This is a genomic window from Viridibacillus arenosi (assembly GCF_001955655.1).
Classification (GTDB): Bacteria; Bacillota; Bacilli; order Bacillales_A; family Planococcaceae; genus Viridibacillus; species Viridibacillus arenosi.
Genome location: NZ_MSPW01000009.1, coordinates 144028 through 162023, shown reverse-complemented (window position 1 = coordinate 162023; position 17996 = coordinate 144028). Strand labels below are relative to the sequence as shown.

Annotated in this window: 14 protein-coding genes; 6 read left to right on the top strand and 8 right to left on the bottom strand. The window is 34.9% G+C overall.

All coding sequences use genetic code 11. The features are described from left to right. Nucleotides 1–347: 347 nt before the first annotated feature. Entirely contained in the window at nt 348–3302 is a 2955-nt protein-coding gene (locus BK137_RS16100) for a toxin-antitoxin system YwqK family antitoxin (RefSeq protein ID WP_038179777.1), read from the top strand. A 198-nt stretch (nt 3303–3500) separates the two neighbouring features. After that, complete coding sequence (locus BK137_RS22375; RefSeq protein WP_155981156.1) at nt 3501–3674, top strand: hypothetical protein; 174 nt, start codon at nt 3501–3503, stop codon at nt 3672–3674. Nucleotides 3675–4038: 364 nt separating this feature from the next. Here the strand turns inward: BK137_RS22375 and BK137_RS16095 are convergent, their stop codons facing one another. Continuing rightward, nucleotides 4039–4467, bottom strand: coding sequence for a hypothetical protein (locus BK137_RS16095; protein ID WP_038179775.1), 429 nt, complete (start codon nt 4465–4467; stop codon nt 4039–4041). A 490-nt stretch (nt 4468–4957) separates the two neighbouring features. Between BK137_RS16095 and BK137_RS16090 the strand changes: the two genes are divergently transcribed. Beyond that, entirely contained in the window at nt 4958–5278 is a 321-nt protein-coding gene (locus tag BK137_RS16090; RefSeq protein ID WP_076065673.1) for a DUF5658 family protein, read from the top strand. Nucleotides 5279–5622: 344 nt separating this feature from the next. Here BK137_RS16090 and BK137_RS16085 read toward each other — a convergent pair whose 3' ends face one another. After that, the gene (locus tag BK137_RS16085; protein WP_038179772.1) at nt 5623–6345 is read right to left on the bottom strand and encodes a WecB/TagA/CpsF family glycosyltransferase; all 723 of its coding nucleotides are present in this window, start codon (nt 6343–6345) and stop codon (nt 5623–5625) included. Between the two features lie 89 nt (nt 6346–6434). Beyond that, a complete protein-coding gene (locus BK137_RS16080) occupies nt 6435–7361 on the bottom strand; it encodes a CapA family protein (RefSeq protein WP_143691068.1) in 927 nt (308 codons plus the stop codon). 314 nt (nt 7362–7675) lie between these two features. Here BK137_RS16080 and BK137_RS16075 point away from each other — a divergent pair, with 314 nt between their 5' ends. Then, nucleotides 7676–9148 carry a S1C family serine protease gene (locus BK137_RS16075; RefSeq protein ID WP_038179887.1) on the top strand — a complete coding sequence of 491 codons (1473 nt, stop codon included), beginning with the start codon at nt 7676–7678 and terminating at the stop codon, nt 9146–9148. 170 nt (nt 9149–9318) lie between these two features. Here BK137_RS16075 and BK137_RS16070 read toward each other — a convergent pair whose 3' ends face one another. The 4 genes from BK137_RS16070 to BK137_RS16055 all read right to left on the bottom strand — a co-directional run bounded on the left by BK137_RS16070 (nt 9319) and on the right by BK137_RS16055 (nt 13730). After that, entirely contained in the window at nt 9319–10068 is a 750-nt protein-coding gene (locus BK137_RS16070) for a C40 family peptidase (protein WP_038179769.1), read from the bottom strand. Nucleotides 10069–10604: 536 nt separating this feature from the next. Next, the gene (locus BK137_RS16065) at nt 10605–11720 is read right to left on the bottom strand and encodes a C40 family peptidase (protein WP_038179767.1); all 1116 of its coding nucleotides are present in this window, start codon (nt 11718–11720) and stop codon (nt 10605–10607) included. Nucleotides 11721–11976: 256 nt separating this feature from the next. Next, nucleotides 11977–12903 carry an LCP family glycopolymer transferase gene (locus BK137_RS16060; protein ID WP_038179765.1) on the bottom strand — a complete coding sequence of 309 codons (927 nt, stop codon included), beginning with the start codon at nt 12901–12903 and terminating at the stop codon, nt 11977–11979. 350 nt (nt 12904–13253) lie between these two features. Further along, on the bottom strand, nt 13254–13730 hold the full coding sequence (locus tag BK137_RS16055) for a competence protein ComK (protein ID WP_162148704.1): 477 nt from the start codon (nt 13728–13730) through the stop codon (nt 13254–13256). A 227-nt stretch (nt 13731–13957) separates the two neighbouring features. Between BK137_RS16055 and BK137_RS16050 the strand changes: the two genes are divergently transcribed. Together BK137_RS16050 and BK137_RS16045 are read left to right on the top strand one after the other, a co-directional pair. After that, nucleotides 13958–14458 (top strand): sigma-70 family RNA polymerase sigma factor, encoded by a 501-nt coding sequence (locus BK137_RS16050; protein ID WP_038179764.1) that lies wholly within the window; start codon nt 13958–13960, stop codon nt 14456–14458. 501 nt (nt 14459–14959) lie between these two features. Next, nucleotides 14960–16288, top strand: a complete 1329-nt coding sequence (locus tag BK137_RS16045; protein ID WP_038179762.1) for an NAD-dependent malic enzyme — start codon at nt 14960–14962, stop codon at nt 16286–16288. 83 nt (nt 16289–16371) lie between these two features. On the opposite strand, the gene BK137_RS16040 is transcribed toward BK137_RS16045, so the two are convergent. After that, complete coding sequence (locus BK137_RS16040; RefSeq protein ID WP_038179760.1) at nt 16372–17946, bottom strand: FMN-binding glutamate synthase family protein; 1575 nt, start codon at nt 17944–17946, stop codon at nt 16372–16374. Nucleotides 17947–17996: the final 50 nt, after the last annotated feature.

Here is a 17996-nt window from a genome sequence, read left to right as displayed (position 1 = left end):
AAATTAATTTATAGTGATATTTTATTATAAAAAATCCACTTATAGTAATTTTTGAATAACATTTTATGAAAATTAGTATGTTTTAATAAAATTTTAATAAGTAATTATCTTGAAATAACATAAATCTATTATATTATTAAGTGGAAATTTATATAAATTTAATAGGAATATACTATCAAAAACGAACAAAATGGTAAAAAACCCAAAAAAATATTAAGTATACCTTTCGTTGTGTGTTAATATAGTCAATAAGGATTACGTAAAGTAAATTTAAAGGATATTTAACGGTATTAACTACACGACTTTAAAACTTTTAGATAGTCCGCAAGTAAAGGAGAATGAATAAAATGGTAAACAACAAACTTAAACTAGTAAAATCGGCTACTGCCTTTGTCATTGGTGCTGCAGTATTAACAGGATCATTCGCAGCTGCTGGATCAGATACAGCATTCGCAAAAAGTTCAACTTCAGTAAAGGTGAGCAATGGTAAACTTGTTTATAAGAGCACTGGTAAAGTTGTAAAAGGTTACAAGACTTACAACAAAGCTCTATATAAAGACGGTAAAAAATTAACTGGTCTTTACAAAAAAACTTATTACAAAGCTGGTAAAAAAGCGACAGGTACTTACAAATCTGTATACTACAAAGCAGGTAAAGCATTCACTGGCGTAACTAACAAAACTTATTACAAAGCTGGTAAAAAAGCGACAGGTACTTACAAAAACGTATACTACAAATCAGGTAAAGCTTACACTGGCGTAGTTAACAAAACTTACTACAAAGCTGGTAAAAAAGCGACAGGTCTTTACAAAGGCGTTTACTACAAAACTGGTAAAGCAGCAACAGGAATCTACAAAGATCAACTTTATGTATCTGGTAACCTAAACAAAGGTTTGACAGTTTACAAAGATCAACTTTACAAAGATGCAGTATTAAACAAAGGTTTAGTAGTGTTCAAAGATCAACTTTATAAAGATGCAGCACTTAACAAAGGTTTAATTGAATTTGAAGGCAAATTCTACTTCGATGCAGCACTTGCTAACGACACTTACACAGTAGAAGGCGTAGAACGCGCATTCGAAAAAGGTATTGAGGTTGGAGCTAAAGTTAAAGCTGTAGAAGCGATTAACGGTACAACTGTTAAAGTTACATTTAACAAAGCAGTAGATAAAACAGATGCTGAAAAATTAAACGTAGTAACAATTGAGGGTGCTCCACTTTCTGCTGGTAAATTATCAGAAGATGGTAAAACATTAACATTAACTTCAACTACTGCAATTAAAGTTACAGATGCTACTGTAGTAGTCAACGCAATCCAAACAAAAGCAGATGCTAAAGTATCTACTGAAAAATTCGTAAGCAAAATTACTTTTGAAGATAAAGTAGCTCCTTCAATTTTAAGCGTTGAAGCTCAAACAAACGGTACAGTAGCAAAAACTGCAACTATCCAATTATCAGAACCAGTAAAAGCTGGCGTACTAGTTAAAGTTGATGGTGATTATGTTGCAGTAACTTCATTCACAGGTACTTCTGATAAATTAGAATTAACAGGCTTAAACCTTGAAGCAGGTAAAGCACATACTTTAGAAGTAATCAATGCAGAAGATACAGCTGGTAACAAAGTAGTATCAATTTCAGCTAACTTCACAGTATCAGTAGATGCAGCAATTCCATCTGCAACAGTGTCAGCTGGTGCAAACGATAAAGAAATCTTAGTAACATTCAGTAAAGCAATGAATGTAGCTAAAGTAGCTGGTATCACAGTTAAAGATGAAGCTTTGGCAGATGTTAAAGTTAGCAATGTAGCAGTAGTAGAAGGTTCAAAGGATACACAATTTAAAATTACTGTTACAGATGAAATTTTCAAAAATAAAGATAGCCGTACATTCAGCGTAGTATTACCGAAAGATATGGAAGATAAATTAGGTAATAAAACAACTGATTCAGTACTAAAAGTAACTTTAACAAAAGACGCAGTTAAACCAGTAGCAACTGGCTACAACGTAGTTAAAGATAAAGATGGTAAAGTTGAATCAATCGAAATTAACTTTAGCGAAGGTTTAAAAGCAGGCGCGTTAGCAACAGATACTACAGTATACACTGCAGCATCTTCAATCGTTAATGCAAATGGTGTTCTTGATACAGATACATTTAAAAACTTCAAATCTCAAGAAGTAAAAGCTGGAGATAAAAAAGTAGTATTCAAAGCAGCAACTGCTGAAACTATTTCAGGTCAATATGCTATCTCATTCAAATCTGACTTAGTAACTGACCAAGCTGAAGCTAGCAACAAATCAGCAGCATTCAACTACACAATCGATTTTGGTCAAGGTCAACAAGCTACTGAATTTGTAGTAACAGATGCTATATCATCTTCTAATGTTATTACTGTAACATTCCCAGAAGCAGTTAAAGGCGGAGCAGTAGCTGGTTCAGCAACTGACCTTGCAAACTATACTTTAGGCGGTAAACCACTTCAAGCTGGTACTACTATTACTCTTGATAAAGACCAAAAAGTGGCAACAATTACATTACCAGCAGAATCAATTGCAAAAGACGATAAAGCATCTGTATTCACAGCAGCTAACATTAAAAATATTGCTGGTACAAAAACAGTTAAATCTTACACAAATACTGTAGATGTTAAAGATAACGTAGCACCTGTTGTACAAAGTGCGAAAATTCTTGATAACAAAACAATTGAATTAACATACAGTGAAGCATTAGCTTTAACTGGTGCTGACGCTGGTGAATCATTCAAAATCGTTCAAGGTACAGATACTTTAGTTTTAACTGCAACTGAATTAAAAGCTTCTGTAGCATCAGGTTTTGAAAACAAATTAGTACTTAAAATTGCAAAAGGTACAGATACAGCAGAAGTGCCTGCTAAACCAGCAGATGCTGAAGTTTCAGGTACAGATGCGAAAATTGCAACATTAACAAATAAAGATAAAGCAACTGCTGACGAAACTGTTAACTATAAAGTAGTTAATAACGCAGGTAAATTAGAGTTACAAAATGCTGATACTTCTGCAGTAGTTATCGCAGACCTTGCAACTAAACAAACTGTTGACTTAAACGGTGTTACAGTAACAATTGATGGTGCTGCAGCTGACGGTAATACATTCACAGTGAAAACTGTTAAAGCTGTTGCAGGTACACCAGCAGCATCAGCTACAACTTTAGACTTAACAAAAGAAATTTCAATTGAAACTCTTAACCCAACTTCTAAAGTAGTTACTGATAAATCTGGAGCTAAAAATGAGCACAAAAAAGCAGTTAAAGTAACTGTTTCAAAATAATCTAACCGATTATTTTAATCCACCCCTTACCTTATTGGGCGAACGGATTCAAAGACTCCTATCTTCTTCGGAAGGTAGGAGTTTTTTTGTTGCCTAGTGAAATGAATGTCATTTCAAATATATAATATGATTAAGTTAGTATTAACAGCCTTTATGCCATTTGGAATTAGGGTTATTTACATTTAGAAGAAATACATTATGGAAGAAAGAGTAGTAAAAGCAAGACAAGTAGATATTGTATCGATGCAGTTAATAAAGGGAGAATTATTGTTGTATAGTAACTTCAAAGTAAAATCGCTCCAAGATGGGTCAAAGTTATTTAGAGAGTTTCTGGGAGAAGAAGGTAGAGATCATTTTCTAGTTAAGTTCTGAATACAAAAAAATGAGCTAACTCATTTAAATTTCTATCATATAGGTAACCTATATGCGATTATAGTAGAAGTAATAAACCAGTCATATTATTAAATGGGGCGTCCGTTTGGTATGTTATAAACACCCATCAGGAGAAGTCGATGCGTCAGAATGGGGTATAGACGAATCGGCTTGTTAACTAAATTAACGAGTCAATTTAATAATTGGAACAATGTAGCCCCTACTTTCTTAAGAGATTAGGGGCTTTTGATCGATTTATTAATAAGATTATGAAGAATGTTGTTTCGTCAACAAACAAAGCGCTTTGAGAAACAAACCCTAAAAAAATCATTTAATCAATCGGTACGTTCTCTTAACCTAATTATTAGTCTTCACTTAAAATTTCTTGAGATTTACTTAAGTAATTCTCTGCTATCGTATTTATGATTGTATTTTCATTAAAATCATAATCAAGATTTGCTTGTTGTAAATCTTCAGTTGGTTCAAATAAAGGATTTTTATAGTCATTTTGATTTTCTACTATATCACTTTTTATATCATCTTTTTCTTTATTCAGTAAGTTTCCGATCTTTTCATCAACGAAGTCGATTGAATCGGATATGAAGATTTTTATATCATCAAATACGACCTCTAGGTTTTGAGGCAGAATTGAAATTAATTCAACGCCATCTTGGAAAATCGATTCCTTATTCCAATCAAGGAACTTAGAGGGTGAATTGTTCATTGTATAATACGACCCTGCGAAAAAAGAAATTGAACATATTATTAAAATGGCGAAAAACTTCTTAATCATAATTTATCATCCTTCTTTCAGTGATAAATACATGCTTTCCAAAAAAGGATGAAATTATAACTATAAGTTAATAATTAGAAAATGTTTATTGGAAATAAAATCTTCTATTTAATGAACGCATTCGACTCTTTTAGGAGAACTACCTTGATTAATAACTATTAAACAACCTCGATGAAGAATTTGTTATGTAAGTTAATTCTATAGTTAAAAACGTTAAAAATAAAAGCATGAGCAATAATCTAAATCGATCATTTAACTGAATAATCGTGGATAGATACATTATTGCTCTTAATTTCAGAACAAGTGATTTTCGTCTGAATGTTATTGGTTTTTAAGCATATATATGAATACAGTATCAGTCATCGAAATTATTTTTTTCTCAAAATCCCTTCTTGGAAATTTCACCAACTCAAAAGTATATTTCACCATCAGTTATCCCAGAATAGTACAAGCATACTATTAAATAAAAAAGGGGTTACATTGTTTGAAAATGAAACTTGCATTTTTTCCTCGTAGCAAACTATTATTTGCGGGATTACTTCTATTATTCTTATCCGTTTTAGACTCCATTTTCACCGATTTTGGCATTCGACATAACCACATTACTGAAGCAAACCCACTCATGCGATTAATATATGAAAATAGTGTTTTTGGGTTTTATTTGTTAAAAATTATGTTTCCACTATTGTTATTGTATATCCTCAGTAAGGTTCAGATGAAAAGATCATTGCAGCTATTAATGGGAGCGGCTATTCTTCTTTACAGCGTTGTGTTCATTCAGCATGTTTGGTGGATTTCATTAGTCATCTAATCAGTGGGTTCCAGATTCTTAGAATATTTTAATACAATTAATCCTTCAACTCTTTGGAGGTTAGGGGCTTTCTTTTGCTTAAAAGGGGAATAATGATATTTCAATCAAATTAGAAAACTACCCTTTATTCAAACAAAAATCGAGATTTTAAGGACATGAATATTCTGCTAAATAACAAACACCGGAGATAGCGCAACAAACAGACGAGTTAGTGCAACAAACATCGGAGTTACCACAACAAACAACCCAGTTACTACAACAATCCCAAAACCACACCCAAAACCACACAAAAAAGCCGCCTATCCAGGCGGCTTTCCAATTTTGTCCCACTACTCAACAAACAATCATTTCCGTCCATCTCTCTTCACAGCAAGCAAAAACTGCGGAATCTTCAGCATTCTCTTCCAACGAGTAGGTTGAGTTATCAAGCGGTGGAACCATTCTAAATTCAACTTAAGGAAGATATCTGGTGCGCGATCAATGTTCCCAGATAGTATATCCAAGCTCCCGCCAACACCCATTAAAATGGCGTTAGGAAACTTTTCGAGATGAGCAGCAATCCATTCCTCTTGCTTTGGAGCGCCTAAGGCTACGAATACATAGTCAGGTGATAGAGAAGCCGCTTTTGATGCAACTTCATCACCAGTACCGTCTCCGCCATAGCCATCAGCGACGCCAACAATTTCAATAGTAGGGTACTGGGCTTTTGCCATCTCAGCAGCCTTAGCTGCGATACCAGGCTTACCGCCATACATGAAAATCTTATTGCGCTTATCCGTAGCATTCGCAGATGCCATAAACTCATGTACTAATTCAAATCCCGGAATGCGTTCTTTTAATGGTTGTCCTAGCATTTTAGAGCCAATGACAACACCTATACCATCTGCCACTACATAATCAGCGGCGTGTAATAGCTTCTCATAACTGGGTAGCTCTTTGGCAAGCATAATGATTTCAGGATTCGCGGTAACGATCCAAACTTGTTCTGCTTGTTTTGTAACTGTATTTACAAATTCTTTTTTTGTTGTATCCGTAATCGGAATCGATAAAATATCTATTTTCTTCATTTAAAAACCTTCTTTATAAAAGCATTTCTTTCTATTATATAGTAAAGCATCTGAAAGGGGCGTGGTTAGGGTGTAAACGTCCAATATGTTTACTTCTTACTATCAACGCCTACAGTCTCTTTTACCCAATCAACGGATCTTACAGCCTGTTTTTCGACATCCTTCAAAAACTCTACTGAATAGAAACCGTCTTTATTCATAATAGCAGTTGGGGTGAAGCCGGGTGAAATAATTCGAATATCTCCTTCGGCATTTTTGACAACATTTAACGAAGCGATGCCACCCACATAAGTAGATGGATCTTGCATTGCCGCGAAAAAGTTACCTAAAGAGTAAAATACATGGGTCTCATGTCCATCTTTTGCAGTTAATTTCTCATAGGGCTGTAAGACATGTGGATGATGACCAAAAATTATATCTGCACCAGCTTCAGAAATGACTTTTGCCATTTGTTTTTGCTTCTTATTTGGTGTAGATTGGTATTCAACACCCCAGTGCATATTAACGATGATGACGTCACTATTAGGCCGCATTTTTTTGATATCCTTTTGAATAGTGTCAAGATCGATGCGATTGACTAGATATTCTTTGCCGGCAGGTGTTTCATTATCATTTGTACCATAGGTGTAAGATAATGTTCCAACTTTGATGCCTTTGACATCGATAATACGCATCTTGTCGCGGTCTTTAGCCGATTTATAAGCACCAACATAAGGAAGGCCATAAGATTTGATATTTTTAAGAGCAGCTAGTACGCCTTCTTCACCACGGTCTAATGTGTGATTATTGGCTACTGATAAGAGATCAATACCAGTTTCTTTTAAATCACGAACAATATAATCGGGGCTCGCAAATTTAGGGTAGCCAGATAAGCCAAATTCTTTACCTACGGGTAAGGATTCCTGATTCGCTAGCAGAAAGTCGTAGCTCTTTAAGGTATCTTCTACCGCAGCAAAAGAAGGGGAGTAATCTTGGTAATATAATAATTGTTCATGCAATAGGATATCGCCAATCATAGCGATGGAAATTTTCTTATCCTTTATAACGGGCGCTTCTTGCTCAACTTTTTCTGGTTGTTTATCAGTAATAGTTTCATTGGATACTATTTTTTGGTATTTTTCAGAAATGGTGCATGCGCTAAGTAAAAAAAGGGTACAACATATTAATAGAATTTTTTTCAAAGAAAATCATCCTTTCTAAGTCCATTTTCTATAGATTGTGCTATGATAAACTTTGTGAAAAATGATTACTACATTTTTTGAAACTTTAGATGTAGTTCATCCGTCTATTATAGTAATGAATTTTATGCAGACAGGAAGTGGATGTAAAAGTGAATAATAATAGAAGATATCGACCCCAAAAAACATCCTTCAAACGTGTAGCGGCTTCCATTATTTTAATCATAGCAGTTATTGCTGGATTATACACACTCCTTACAAAAAATGATGAAGCGACAACTGAACCAAATGTTAAAGTGGCTGATGTCCAAAAACCAACTCAGGAAGAACCAAAAGAAGATTTAGATGAGGACACTCCTGAGAAACAAGAAGGATCTGTCACGACGGATGTAAAAGCTGGTATCACGAATGAAGATGTCACAGATGTGATAATGCCTAAAAATGATACATCTGCTATTATTGCGAATGCAAAAACGCAAGTGTACACTGTCTACACAGATTTACAACAAGGATCGGGCTTTCTTTTCAATAAAAAAGGGGACATTATTACAAATGCACATGTTGTAAAAGATGCATCTTATGTATTTGTGACAAATGAGCATGGTCAAGAATTTCAAGGACAAGTAATAGGTATTTCCAAAAAAACAGATATTGCACTAATTCGTGTTCCTAGTTTAGAAGGTAAAGACCCACTTGTACTGGATACTACAAAAGCAAAAATAAATACGCCAGTCATTGCCGTTGGAAGTCCTAATAACAAGGGTGGTACTTCAACAGAAGGCGATATTAAAAGTTTAGACGCCAATTTTACAGATGAATATAATTATTCAAATCTATATGAAATCACAGCAAGATTAGAGCCAGGTTCTAGTGGTGGACCTTTAGTTAATGCGACAACTGGTAATGTTATCGGTATTAACTCCATCATTTTAACGGATAAACCTGAAATTGGTTACGCAATCCCGATCTATTCAATAATGTCACTTATCACCAAATGGGCAGACCAAGACGTCGACATTAAACTAGATGACGAAGAAGATTACGATCATAAGCAGGATGCTTATTTAGACAAAAAATTAATTAAAGACTATATTGATGGCTACTATGAATTATTCCCATACGCTATCAAAGATAAAAATAAAAACTACTACGAAACTTATTTGTTACCAAACAGTAGTGCAGCAACAACAGCTAAAGAGATGATTGCAAACTATTCATCAAAAGATAAAGAGTATCAAGATTTGAAATTTACTTTTGGCGCAGTGCATATTTATGATGATTCTCCGAACATCTCTGATCACTACGCGACAGCAATTATTAACTCGACATACACTTACAAAGACGTTAAAACAGGTACAAAAGGAACGATAAAACAATCCATTGAGTACACAATAATTATTGATGAATATGGAGACTATCAGTTTACAAAAATTAATATCTTATCGACAAATACAGATCTGCCGACATCAGGTTCTGGTGACAAAAAAGAAGAAGATAAAGAAAATGTAACTACGCCACCAGTTGATGACAATGGAAAATCAGATGAAGAGGAAAAAGAATCTGTAGAAACACAAGGTACAGAAACTCCAACTGAAAAACCTGCGGATGAAAAATCAGAAGAATAAGTACCTAAACCTCGAGCCGGCAAAGCTCGAGGTTTTTTTATGTGACATAAGCTTTAAGTTTTAAAAGAGAAGTAAGGATTACTAATTTCAAACATAAAAACCTCTAAGTAAAGGGCTTTTTTTCTAAAAGACCAATACTTAGAGGTTCTAAAATGATTGATTATTTTAAATTAGTTAAAAGTACCATAGCTGTGTAAATAGCGATTCCAGTATCCATTATTGATAGATTGTACTTGAACTTGGCTTCCAGCAGCATGTACGATTTTACCATCACCCATATAAATCGCTACGTGATCGATTGAGCCTCCGCCTTGTGTGAAGAATACTAAATCACCTGCTTGTGGGTTGCTTGTATATCTAGTTTCACTACGTTGTGAACGACTTGTACGTGTAATAGATTTACCTTGTTGTTTGAAAACATATTGTGTAAAGCCGCTGCAATCGAATCCAGAAGTAGTCGTACCACCATAACGGTATGGAATACCAATATATTTAAGGGCTTGATCGACGATGTCGCTACCAGAATCATTACTTGCAGATGCTTTTGTTACGCTCTTTGATGTTTTTGATAGGTAAGCACCAGACATCCAGCCTACCTTGCCGTTTGCTGTAACTTTATACCATGTTTTGTTATCAATTGTTTTTTTAGCAGATGCCTTTACAACAGTGCCTGAAGCAACAGTTGTTTTTACTGTTGAGCTAGTTGAAGCATTAGAACGTAGGTTCAAGCTTGCAGTTGTTTTAAAACGACTATTAACTTTAGTAGCAGTCGGGTTTGAAACTTGAGTTACTTCAACTGTTTTAACTTTTGTATTTTCTTTAGTGTTGTTGTCGTTTTCAGCAGCTTTAGCACTTCCAAAGGCAAATGTTAAAGCAAGTGTGCTTGATGCGATTGCTGTTAATAATGCTTTCATATTCATCAATTCGTCCTCCAACTTTTTCAACAATTTTTTTGTATATAATGTTCAACGATTATTTTGAATTTTAGTTTGTTTGACTAAGTAATACTTTAAAGAATTCAGAAAAGAAACACAATGCTATTTCGTTTACAGTTATATTACAGTTGTGTAACAAAAATGAGGATAAAGTTCTAATGATGAATGGTATTTAAGTCTTTGTTGTTTGAATATTAGTGGGAAATCACTAATTTCTTTTACTTAAAAGTTAAACAAATTATGTAAAGGTTAAATTGGTGGAATATGTTGGATAATTTAAGTTTTTAGCGAAGTGTTTTGTAACATAATGTTACAAAATCTAGTTGTTATTGAAATATTTCAGTGTAAATAGCTTTGAAGTTGTTCAAGAAGAATATTTCAGTATTATGTTCTATACTTTTCCTGGCTTACTTAACTATACAAAAAAGCATTCCCAAGGCAATTTGGATTGCCATGGCAATGCTTTTTTTGACTGTTGGTTTATAACAACAGTGTAGAATACATTTTTTTGCGTATAAGTATCAATCAAGTGAATAGAAACGTTTATAACTATCAAAGTGCTTGGCCCAATAAGGTTCGTTTACTGAAGAGACTTGAACATGTGTACCTCCAGCATGTACGAATTGACCATTACCAATATAAATGCCTAAATGCGAAATACCAGTTTGATATGTATCACGGAAAAATACTAGGTCACCTACTTGAGGAGTATTGATATAGTAAGATCTAGCTTCATAACCGGCAGCGTTTGTACGAGTCATGGAAAGGCCAGCATTATTAAATACATAGTGAATGAAACCGCTACAATCAAAACCTGCTGGTGTTTGTCCACCCCAAACATAAGGTGTATTTTGTAAAGATAGACCTAAGCTAACAGCTTTTTGTTTAATTTCATTTGTTGAAACTGTTGGTGCTGTTGGTTTAGAAACATTTGTTGTATTTTCCTTATCTTGTTGGATAGTAGAGTTCGAGCTGTTTTTGACTTTTAATGTTTGTCCAACACGAATTAGATCAGAAGTTAAACCGTTCCAAGATTTCAATTGTGTTATCGTTATTCCGAATTTATAAGCAATGCCAGATAACGTATCACCAGCTGCAACTTTATAGGAAGTAGCATTAACATTTGTTGGATTTGATGGTTTAGTTGTTGTATCCGGCTTGGGTTTTGTAGTATTACCAGTTGGTTTACCTGCGTTTGTCGTTGTAGTAGGGATTTTAATCTTTTGTCCTACAAATATAAGATGATCCTTTATATTATTTGTTTTTTGAAGGGCACTGACAGAGACTTTATATTTTGTTGAAATCTTTGAAAGTGTGTCGCCTTGTTTCACTTTATAAGTAGCTGTATTACTAGATGGAGAAACTGCATTTGTATTCGCTGTATTAGATGGTGCTTTAGATGTTTGGGTAGATACTTTGCCGGAAAGTAGCAGTTTTTGTTTTGGATAAATTATATCTGATTTCAAATTATTCGACTTTTTTAATTTAGTGACTGTTGTGCCATGTTTAAGTGCGATTGTGTATAAAGAATCACCACTCTTCACCGTATAAGTGTTTGAGCTTGCTTCTGTCGATTGACTATTTATACAAAGTGCGAGTGCACCTGTAGCCAAAATGGAATAGGTAGCTTTTTTCACAAAAATCACTCCTCTTTATATTTCAAATTGTCATCCCTGTTCTTTGTACCCTCATTCTATTGAAAAAAAACAGAGAAAACAATGAAATTAGTAAAAAGGGGTAATAAGATAGTGATTAATTTATTAAAATGCGCAAGATTCTAAAGTAATGGTCATTTAAAACTATAAAAACCCTTGTTGTGAAAATAACAAGGGTTTTTATGACTAATTAAAAATAATAAAATTATATCAATAGTAATAAAAATAAACTATTTAACTATTTCAAGCCTAAATGAGTTTTTAATTCTGCTGATACATCCTTAAGTTCCTTCTTATTCATCATATAATACCAAATACCATGCATCGTCTGACCTTGCCCCTTATTAAAATAGAGTTGTTCAATCGAATTAATCGCTTCTTTATGATTTTTTTGTAGCTCCATCATTTGTCCAAATGTTAAATTAGTTGAAATATTGTCACCAAGTGCATTAAAAATATCTTTATACTTCCATAGACTACTAACAGAAGCTCCTTCTTTTAAAATTCCTTGTATGAGTTGTTTTTGTCGTTCTTGGCGACCAAAGTCCCCATCAGGATCTTCCTTCCTCATACGTACATATGCGAGTGCATGTTCACCGTCTAATTTTATTTCCCCTTTTGGAAAACTATAACTTTCTTCCTTGAATGCGAGCATATTATGCACCGTAATACCTCCAACAGCATCTACAATATCTTGGAAGCCTTCCATGTTCACTTCCGTTACATAATCAATTGGAATATCAAGTAAATTTTCAACTGAGGCCATTGCCATTTTGGTACCTCCAAAAGCATATGCATGATTCAACTTATCGCTCGTCCCGTACCCAATAATTTTAGTATAAGTATCTCGCGGAATACTTAGCATTTTCGTACTTCCTTCATTAGCATTAATCGTTAGTACAATAATGGTATCAGATCGTCCTTTATCATTTTCTCGTTGATCTACTCCTAATAGTAAAATGGAAAACGGCTCTTTTTTCTCTAAATTGACTTTTTCCACCCTCAAATCGGATTTATCTCGATTAATTTCTACGTGCACACTCTTTAAATTCGAAGACAAATTAGCATATACGTTCCATCCATACAGCCCAATTCCTAAAATAATTAGGCCAATAATCCACGGCCATTTTCTTTTTTTCTTCTTCTTTCCTACCGGTACATCCATTGGTATATCACCTCCAAAAAGTGGGATTCGATTATTCTATGTATACTCGCGAGTTATTTCGACAATTCCGTCGATTATCAAACTTACTTGAAACGATGAAATTATACAAAATATCACAAAACATAAAAGTTATCGACAAAAGCAATTTTAATTATCGACTTGCCGAAGATTATGTCGTAAATAGTAGTGTGGTTACATGGCGACTATAAGAAATATCAATTAAGTTTTCAATTTTTATTTGTTAAATGCCGTCATTAGATTAGTTTCAAAACAACATGGAAAGAGCTTTTAACAATATATCTAAATAATAAAAAGCTCGCATTTCTTATGAAAAGGAGCTTTTTTTGATATCACTTTCGACGAATTAGTGTTTGCTGTTTATTAAAACGTAAAGATAAAATAATCGAGGCTAATCGTTGCTGTTGCTCTTTAACTGTATGTAGGGAAACATCCAGTATGACTATTTCGCCGTGATCGAAATAAAGAATTGTCTGTCCTTTACCATATTCCTCATAACGATAATTATGATAAAACACCCATACACACTCAGGGTGATAAGGTGATCGTGTCGGGTACGCGTAAATACCTTCGCCGATATAAAGTGGTAGTTTTTTTGAATAGCCGAGAAGTTCCTTCACTGCATCTATCCGACCTTGAAAAGTGGAACCATAGCGAATACAAATTTTTTCGAGTAGCTGAATAGGCGTTAAAGTCGAGTGTAAATATCCATCTCTAGTCATTACCTTCGACTTCACTTCTCCTTCAAATAAGGGGGATAAAACGAATGAATTGGTAGTGATTAAATCTAAATCCTTATCAAACATCATCAAACACCTCGCATTTTCATCCATCATACGAAAATAACCAATGTAAATCAACATAATATTGTATAATTTCCAAATATTATAAATTATTAATGGATTTAAGATAGGGTAAACATTAAGTTTGTTGTATCAAACGTTAACTTTAGACATTCGTCCTGAACGATAATTCAATATACGATAAGCAATACCCGGGAAAACAAAGTGTTGTGCACAACTAGAAAGGCCATCTAATGGACCAATTTGAAATTGTTTTAGCACAATTTGAACCAATGATTACAAGTGTTATGAACCGCTGTCGTATTTATCGAGATCAAGAGCTATATAGACAAGCAGCACGTATCGGACTTTGGAAGGCGTGGACAAAATATGAAGACAGTCGCGGTGATTTTGCTCCATATGCCTACCGATGTATTCAAGGTGCTGTTTTAGATGAATTGAAGAAAGAATCGCGCAATGAAGAGCGTAATATACCTGCCGAATCAGAGACGTTAGAAGTGCTAATAAAAAACTACCGTGTAGAAGACTCAGATATCCATATACTTGATACTATATTAGAATCGTTACCGACGAAGGATTTACAGTTACTCATCCTGTTGTATATAAAAGGATATAGTTATGGCGAATTAGCTGTTATGGAAGGACTTACAATAGGCGGTATTAAAAAAAGGAGAGATCGTATTATGAAGCAGATACGAGAAGAAAAAATGAAAAGTCGTAAAAAAGTTAAGTAAGGGGAAGCGAAATTTTATAGAAGTCTATCAGTTTACCGTGGTAAATGTCGAAATTAGCAAATTTCTTGGCGGAATTTAAAGAGACTCTGCAGAAAATGTCATGGATAATTGAACTCAAGAGTACAGTTGTAGAAGAAATCTTAATTTGAAGTGGGAGTCTGGTGTCGAACTGAATAGATTTTAGTGATATGCATTGATTTGTTAAGAAAAGCATACAAATTTTTTTAAGGATATTTGTTTCTTCACGAAAACGCATGAATTTGAATTCATGCGTTTTCAGTATTGAGAAGGAAAAAAAGAAAGTAACTGTAATGTAATTTAATGATGTAATACATTTGTAAAAGAATTGAAAGTAGTAAAAAGTAGTAAAAATAACCTCAATTTGCGAATAAGTTAGTTTTTTTATGTTTTTTTATAGGTAAACGTATTTACGTGAAGCATATAGAGTAGTATTATAAACTCCATAGACATAAAGCGTTTTCATAATTGGGAGGAAAGAAATTGAACGTTCAAAGCATTATTCGTAATCTAATAGTAGAAACACCATCTATACCTGGTAATTTGGCAAAGGTTGCTACAGCAATTGGCACAATTGGCGGAGATATTGGTGATATTAAAACAATGAAAATCGGTACATTATCTACAGTTCGTGATATTTCATGTACTTGTGCAGATATAGCTCAGCTCAATCAGATTGTCGATGCGATTAATAATATTGATGACAATATTCACGTTCGTTCAGTATCGGATGACGTCATGAAAGCTCACGAGGGCGGAAAAATACATATGACGAGTCGTATTGACGTGCGCTCATTAAGTGATTTACGTCGTATTTATACACCAGGTGTGGCGAATGTTTGCCAAGAAATTCAACGAGCACCTGAAAAAGCACATTATTACACAAGTATTGGTAATACTGTTGCCATCATTACAGATGGTACAGCCATTTTAGGTTTGGGGAATATAGGACCAGTTGCAGGTATGCCAGTGATGGAAGGGAAAGCTGTATTGTTTGATCAATTTGCTGGTATTAGTGGTATTCCAATCTTACTCGATACAAGCAATCCTGATGAAGTAGTTGAAACCGTAAAACATATAGCAAAAGGCTTTGGTGGTATTTTGTTGGAGGATATTGGTTCTCCGCATTGCTTCGAAATTGAGGAACGTCTAAAAGCTGAGCTACCAATCCCTGTTATGCATGATGATCAGCATGGAACAGCTGTTGTTACTTTAGCTGCAGTAATATCAGCTTGTCGTTATGCAGGAGTTGAATTGAAAGATGCTGTTGTTGGTCAAATTGGTCTCGGAGCAGCAGGACTGGCAATTTGTCGTATGCTAATGGCTTATGGCGTTAAAGAAGTATGTGGCACAGATCCGCAAGAAAGTGCCTTAGTCCGTTTGCGTAGTTTTGGTGGAACGGTAGTAGGGTCAGTTGAAGAAACGATGGCAAAATGTGATATTGTCATTGCAACGACAGGAGTATCAGGTCTGATTCAACCATCAATGGTGCGTGAAGGACAAATCATTTTGGCTCTTTCAAATCCATACCCAGAAATTACTCCTGAAGATGCAATTGCTGCTGGAGCTTCATATGCTGCAGATGGTCGCCTTGTAAATAATGTTCTAGGTTTCCCGGGGATTTTCAGAGGGGCATTAAATGCCAATGTTAAAAGTATTACGTACTCAATGTTATTAGCTGCCGCTAATGCCATTGTAGATGCAACGCGAAACGGTGACCTTGTACCACACCCACTAGATCCAAACGTCCATAAATCGGTGGCAGAAGCTGTTGAAAGAGTAGCTTTAATAGAGATGGCACATATAGATTAATAACAATAGACCGCTTATAAAGCGGTTTTTTTGTATAAAAAAAAAGCATTTCGCAACTGCGAAATGCTTCTTTTAAGGGAATTTTATTTTTTCTCTAAATCCTCAACAGAGAATACACGGCCATATGCATCTTTATAAACAATATGTTCACTACTTAATTTTGTAGGGGAATCAAGTCCTGCGGCAGCTGCTACACGGAAAAGTCCTTCACGCATTGAAACAATATAGTTCGTCACACGGTATTTTTTTTCATCGACAATCAGACCATTTTGCAACTTTGGATTCGTTGTTGCTACACCTGCTGGACAATCATTTGAATGACAGCGTTGTGCCATAATACAGCCAACTGATATCATAAAGCCTCGCGCGATATTGATTAAATCTGCACCTAAAGCTAGCATAACAGCTGCACGGTCAGGTGTTATGATTTTTCCTGATGCGATAATCTTCACACGATCACGTACACCATGACGAACCAATGCATCTTGTAATAACACTAGGCCAGAGTGGATAGGTAGGCCAACACCATCAGCTAAATCTTGGAATGTAGCACCAGTACCACCTTCAGCACCATCAATTGAAATGAAATCCGGACCTTTACTAGATTCCTTCATATAAGCAGCTAATTCATCCGCATCTTGCGGGCTACCTACAACAATTTTAATACCAACTGGCAGACCACCGTGCTCTCTAATCTTTTCAATGAAGTCAAATAGAGTAGGGAAGTCATCAAATTGACGGAAGCGGTTTGGGCTATTAATCGTGACAAATGGTTCAATATTACGGATACTAGCAATCTCTTCTGTTACTTTTTCCGCCTCAACGTGACCACCACGTGTTTTAGCACCTTGAGCCAATTTCAGTTCAAATGCTTTTACATGAGGCATGGCTGCTTTTTCAGCGAGCTTATCCCAACTGAATTCACCATCTTTTGTACGATAACCAAAGAGACCTGAGCCAATTTGAGCAATTAAATCCGTTTTACCTGCTAAATGGTGCTCTGAAATACCACCTTCACCGGTGTTCATCCAAGAACCTTTGGCCATACCAATTCCTTTTGATAACGCAGTGATAGCATTTTTACCAAGTGCACCGTAACTCATAGCAGATTGACCAACTAAGCTGCGAACGTGGAAAGGCTCACGGCAATTAGCGCCGATTACAACAGCATCATCTTCTGACAATAACCATGGATTGATATCAACTTCTTCAGTGTGCTCTTTACGTGAAAATAGATTATCAGCATCCATTACATATTTTTTTGTAGGAATACGTTCTTCTGCATCTACATGTAATTCATCCACTTGTTTCGTAAACATTGCATTACGAATATAAAATCCTGCCTCATTAAAATCACGTTTTGAGCCGAAGCCAATAACGTTTCCTAAGTATTTCCCAGGTAATACAATATGTAAAAAATCTTCACGATTAAACGGTTTCGCTGCATGATCATCGTCAAATAAGTATTGACGGAATTCAGGTCCTACCTTTTCAAGAATATATCTCATTCTTCCTAGAATAGGAAAGTTTCTTAGAATAGCATGTTGCTTTTGATGACGGTCAAGGAAATATAAAAAGACTACTGAAATTAATGGAATAACAACTAAAACGACTAGCAATATGAGTAATATAGAAGAAATACCTTCAAACCACCCCATATGCGTCACACCCCTTTTTTATAAAAAAATCTTAATCTATATCAATAACT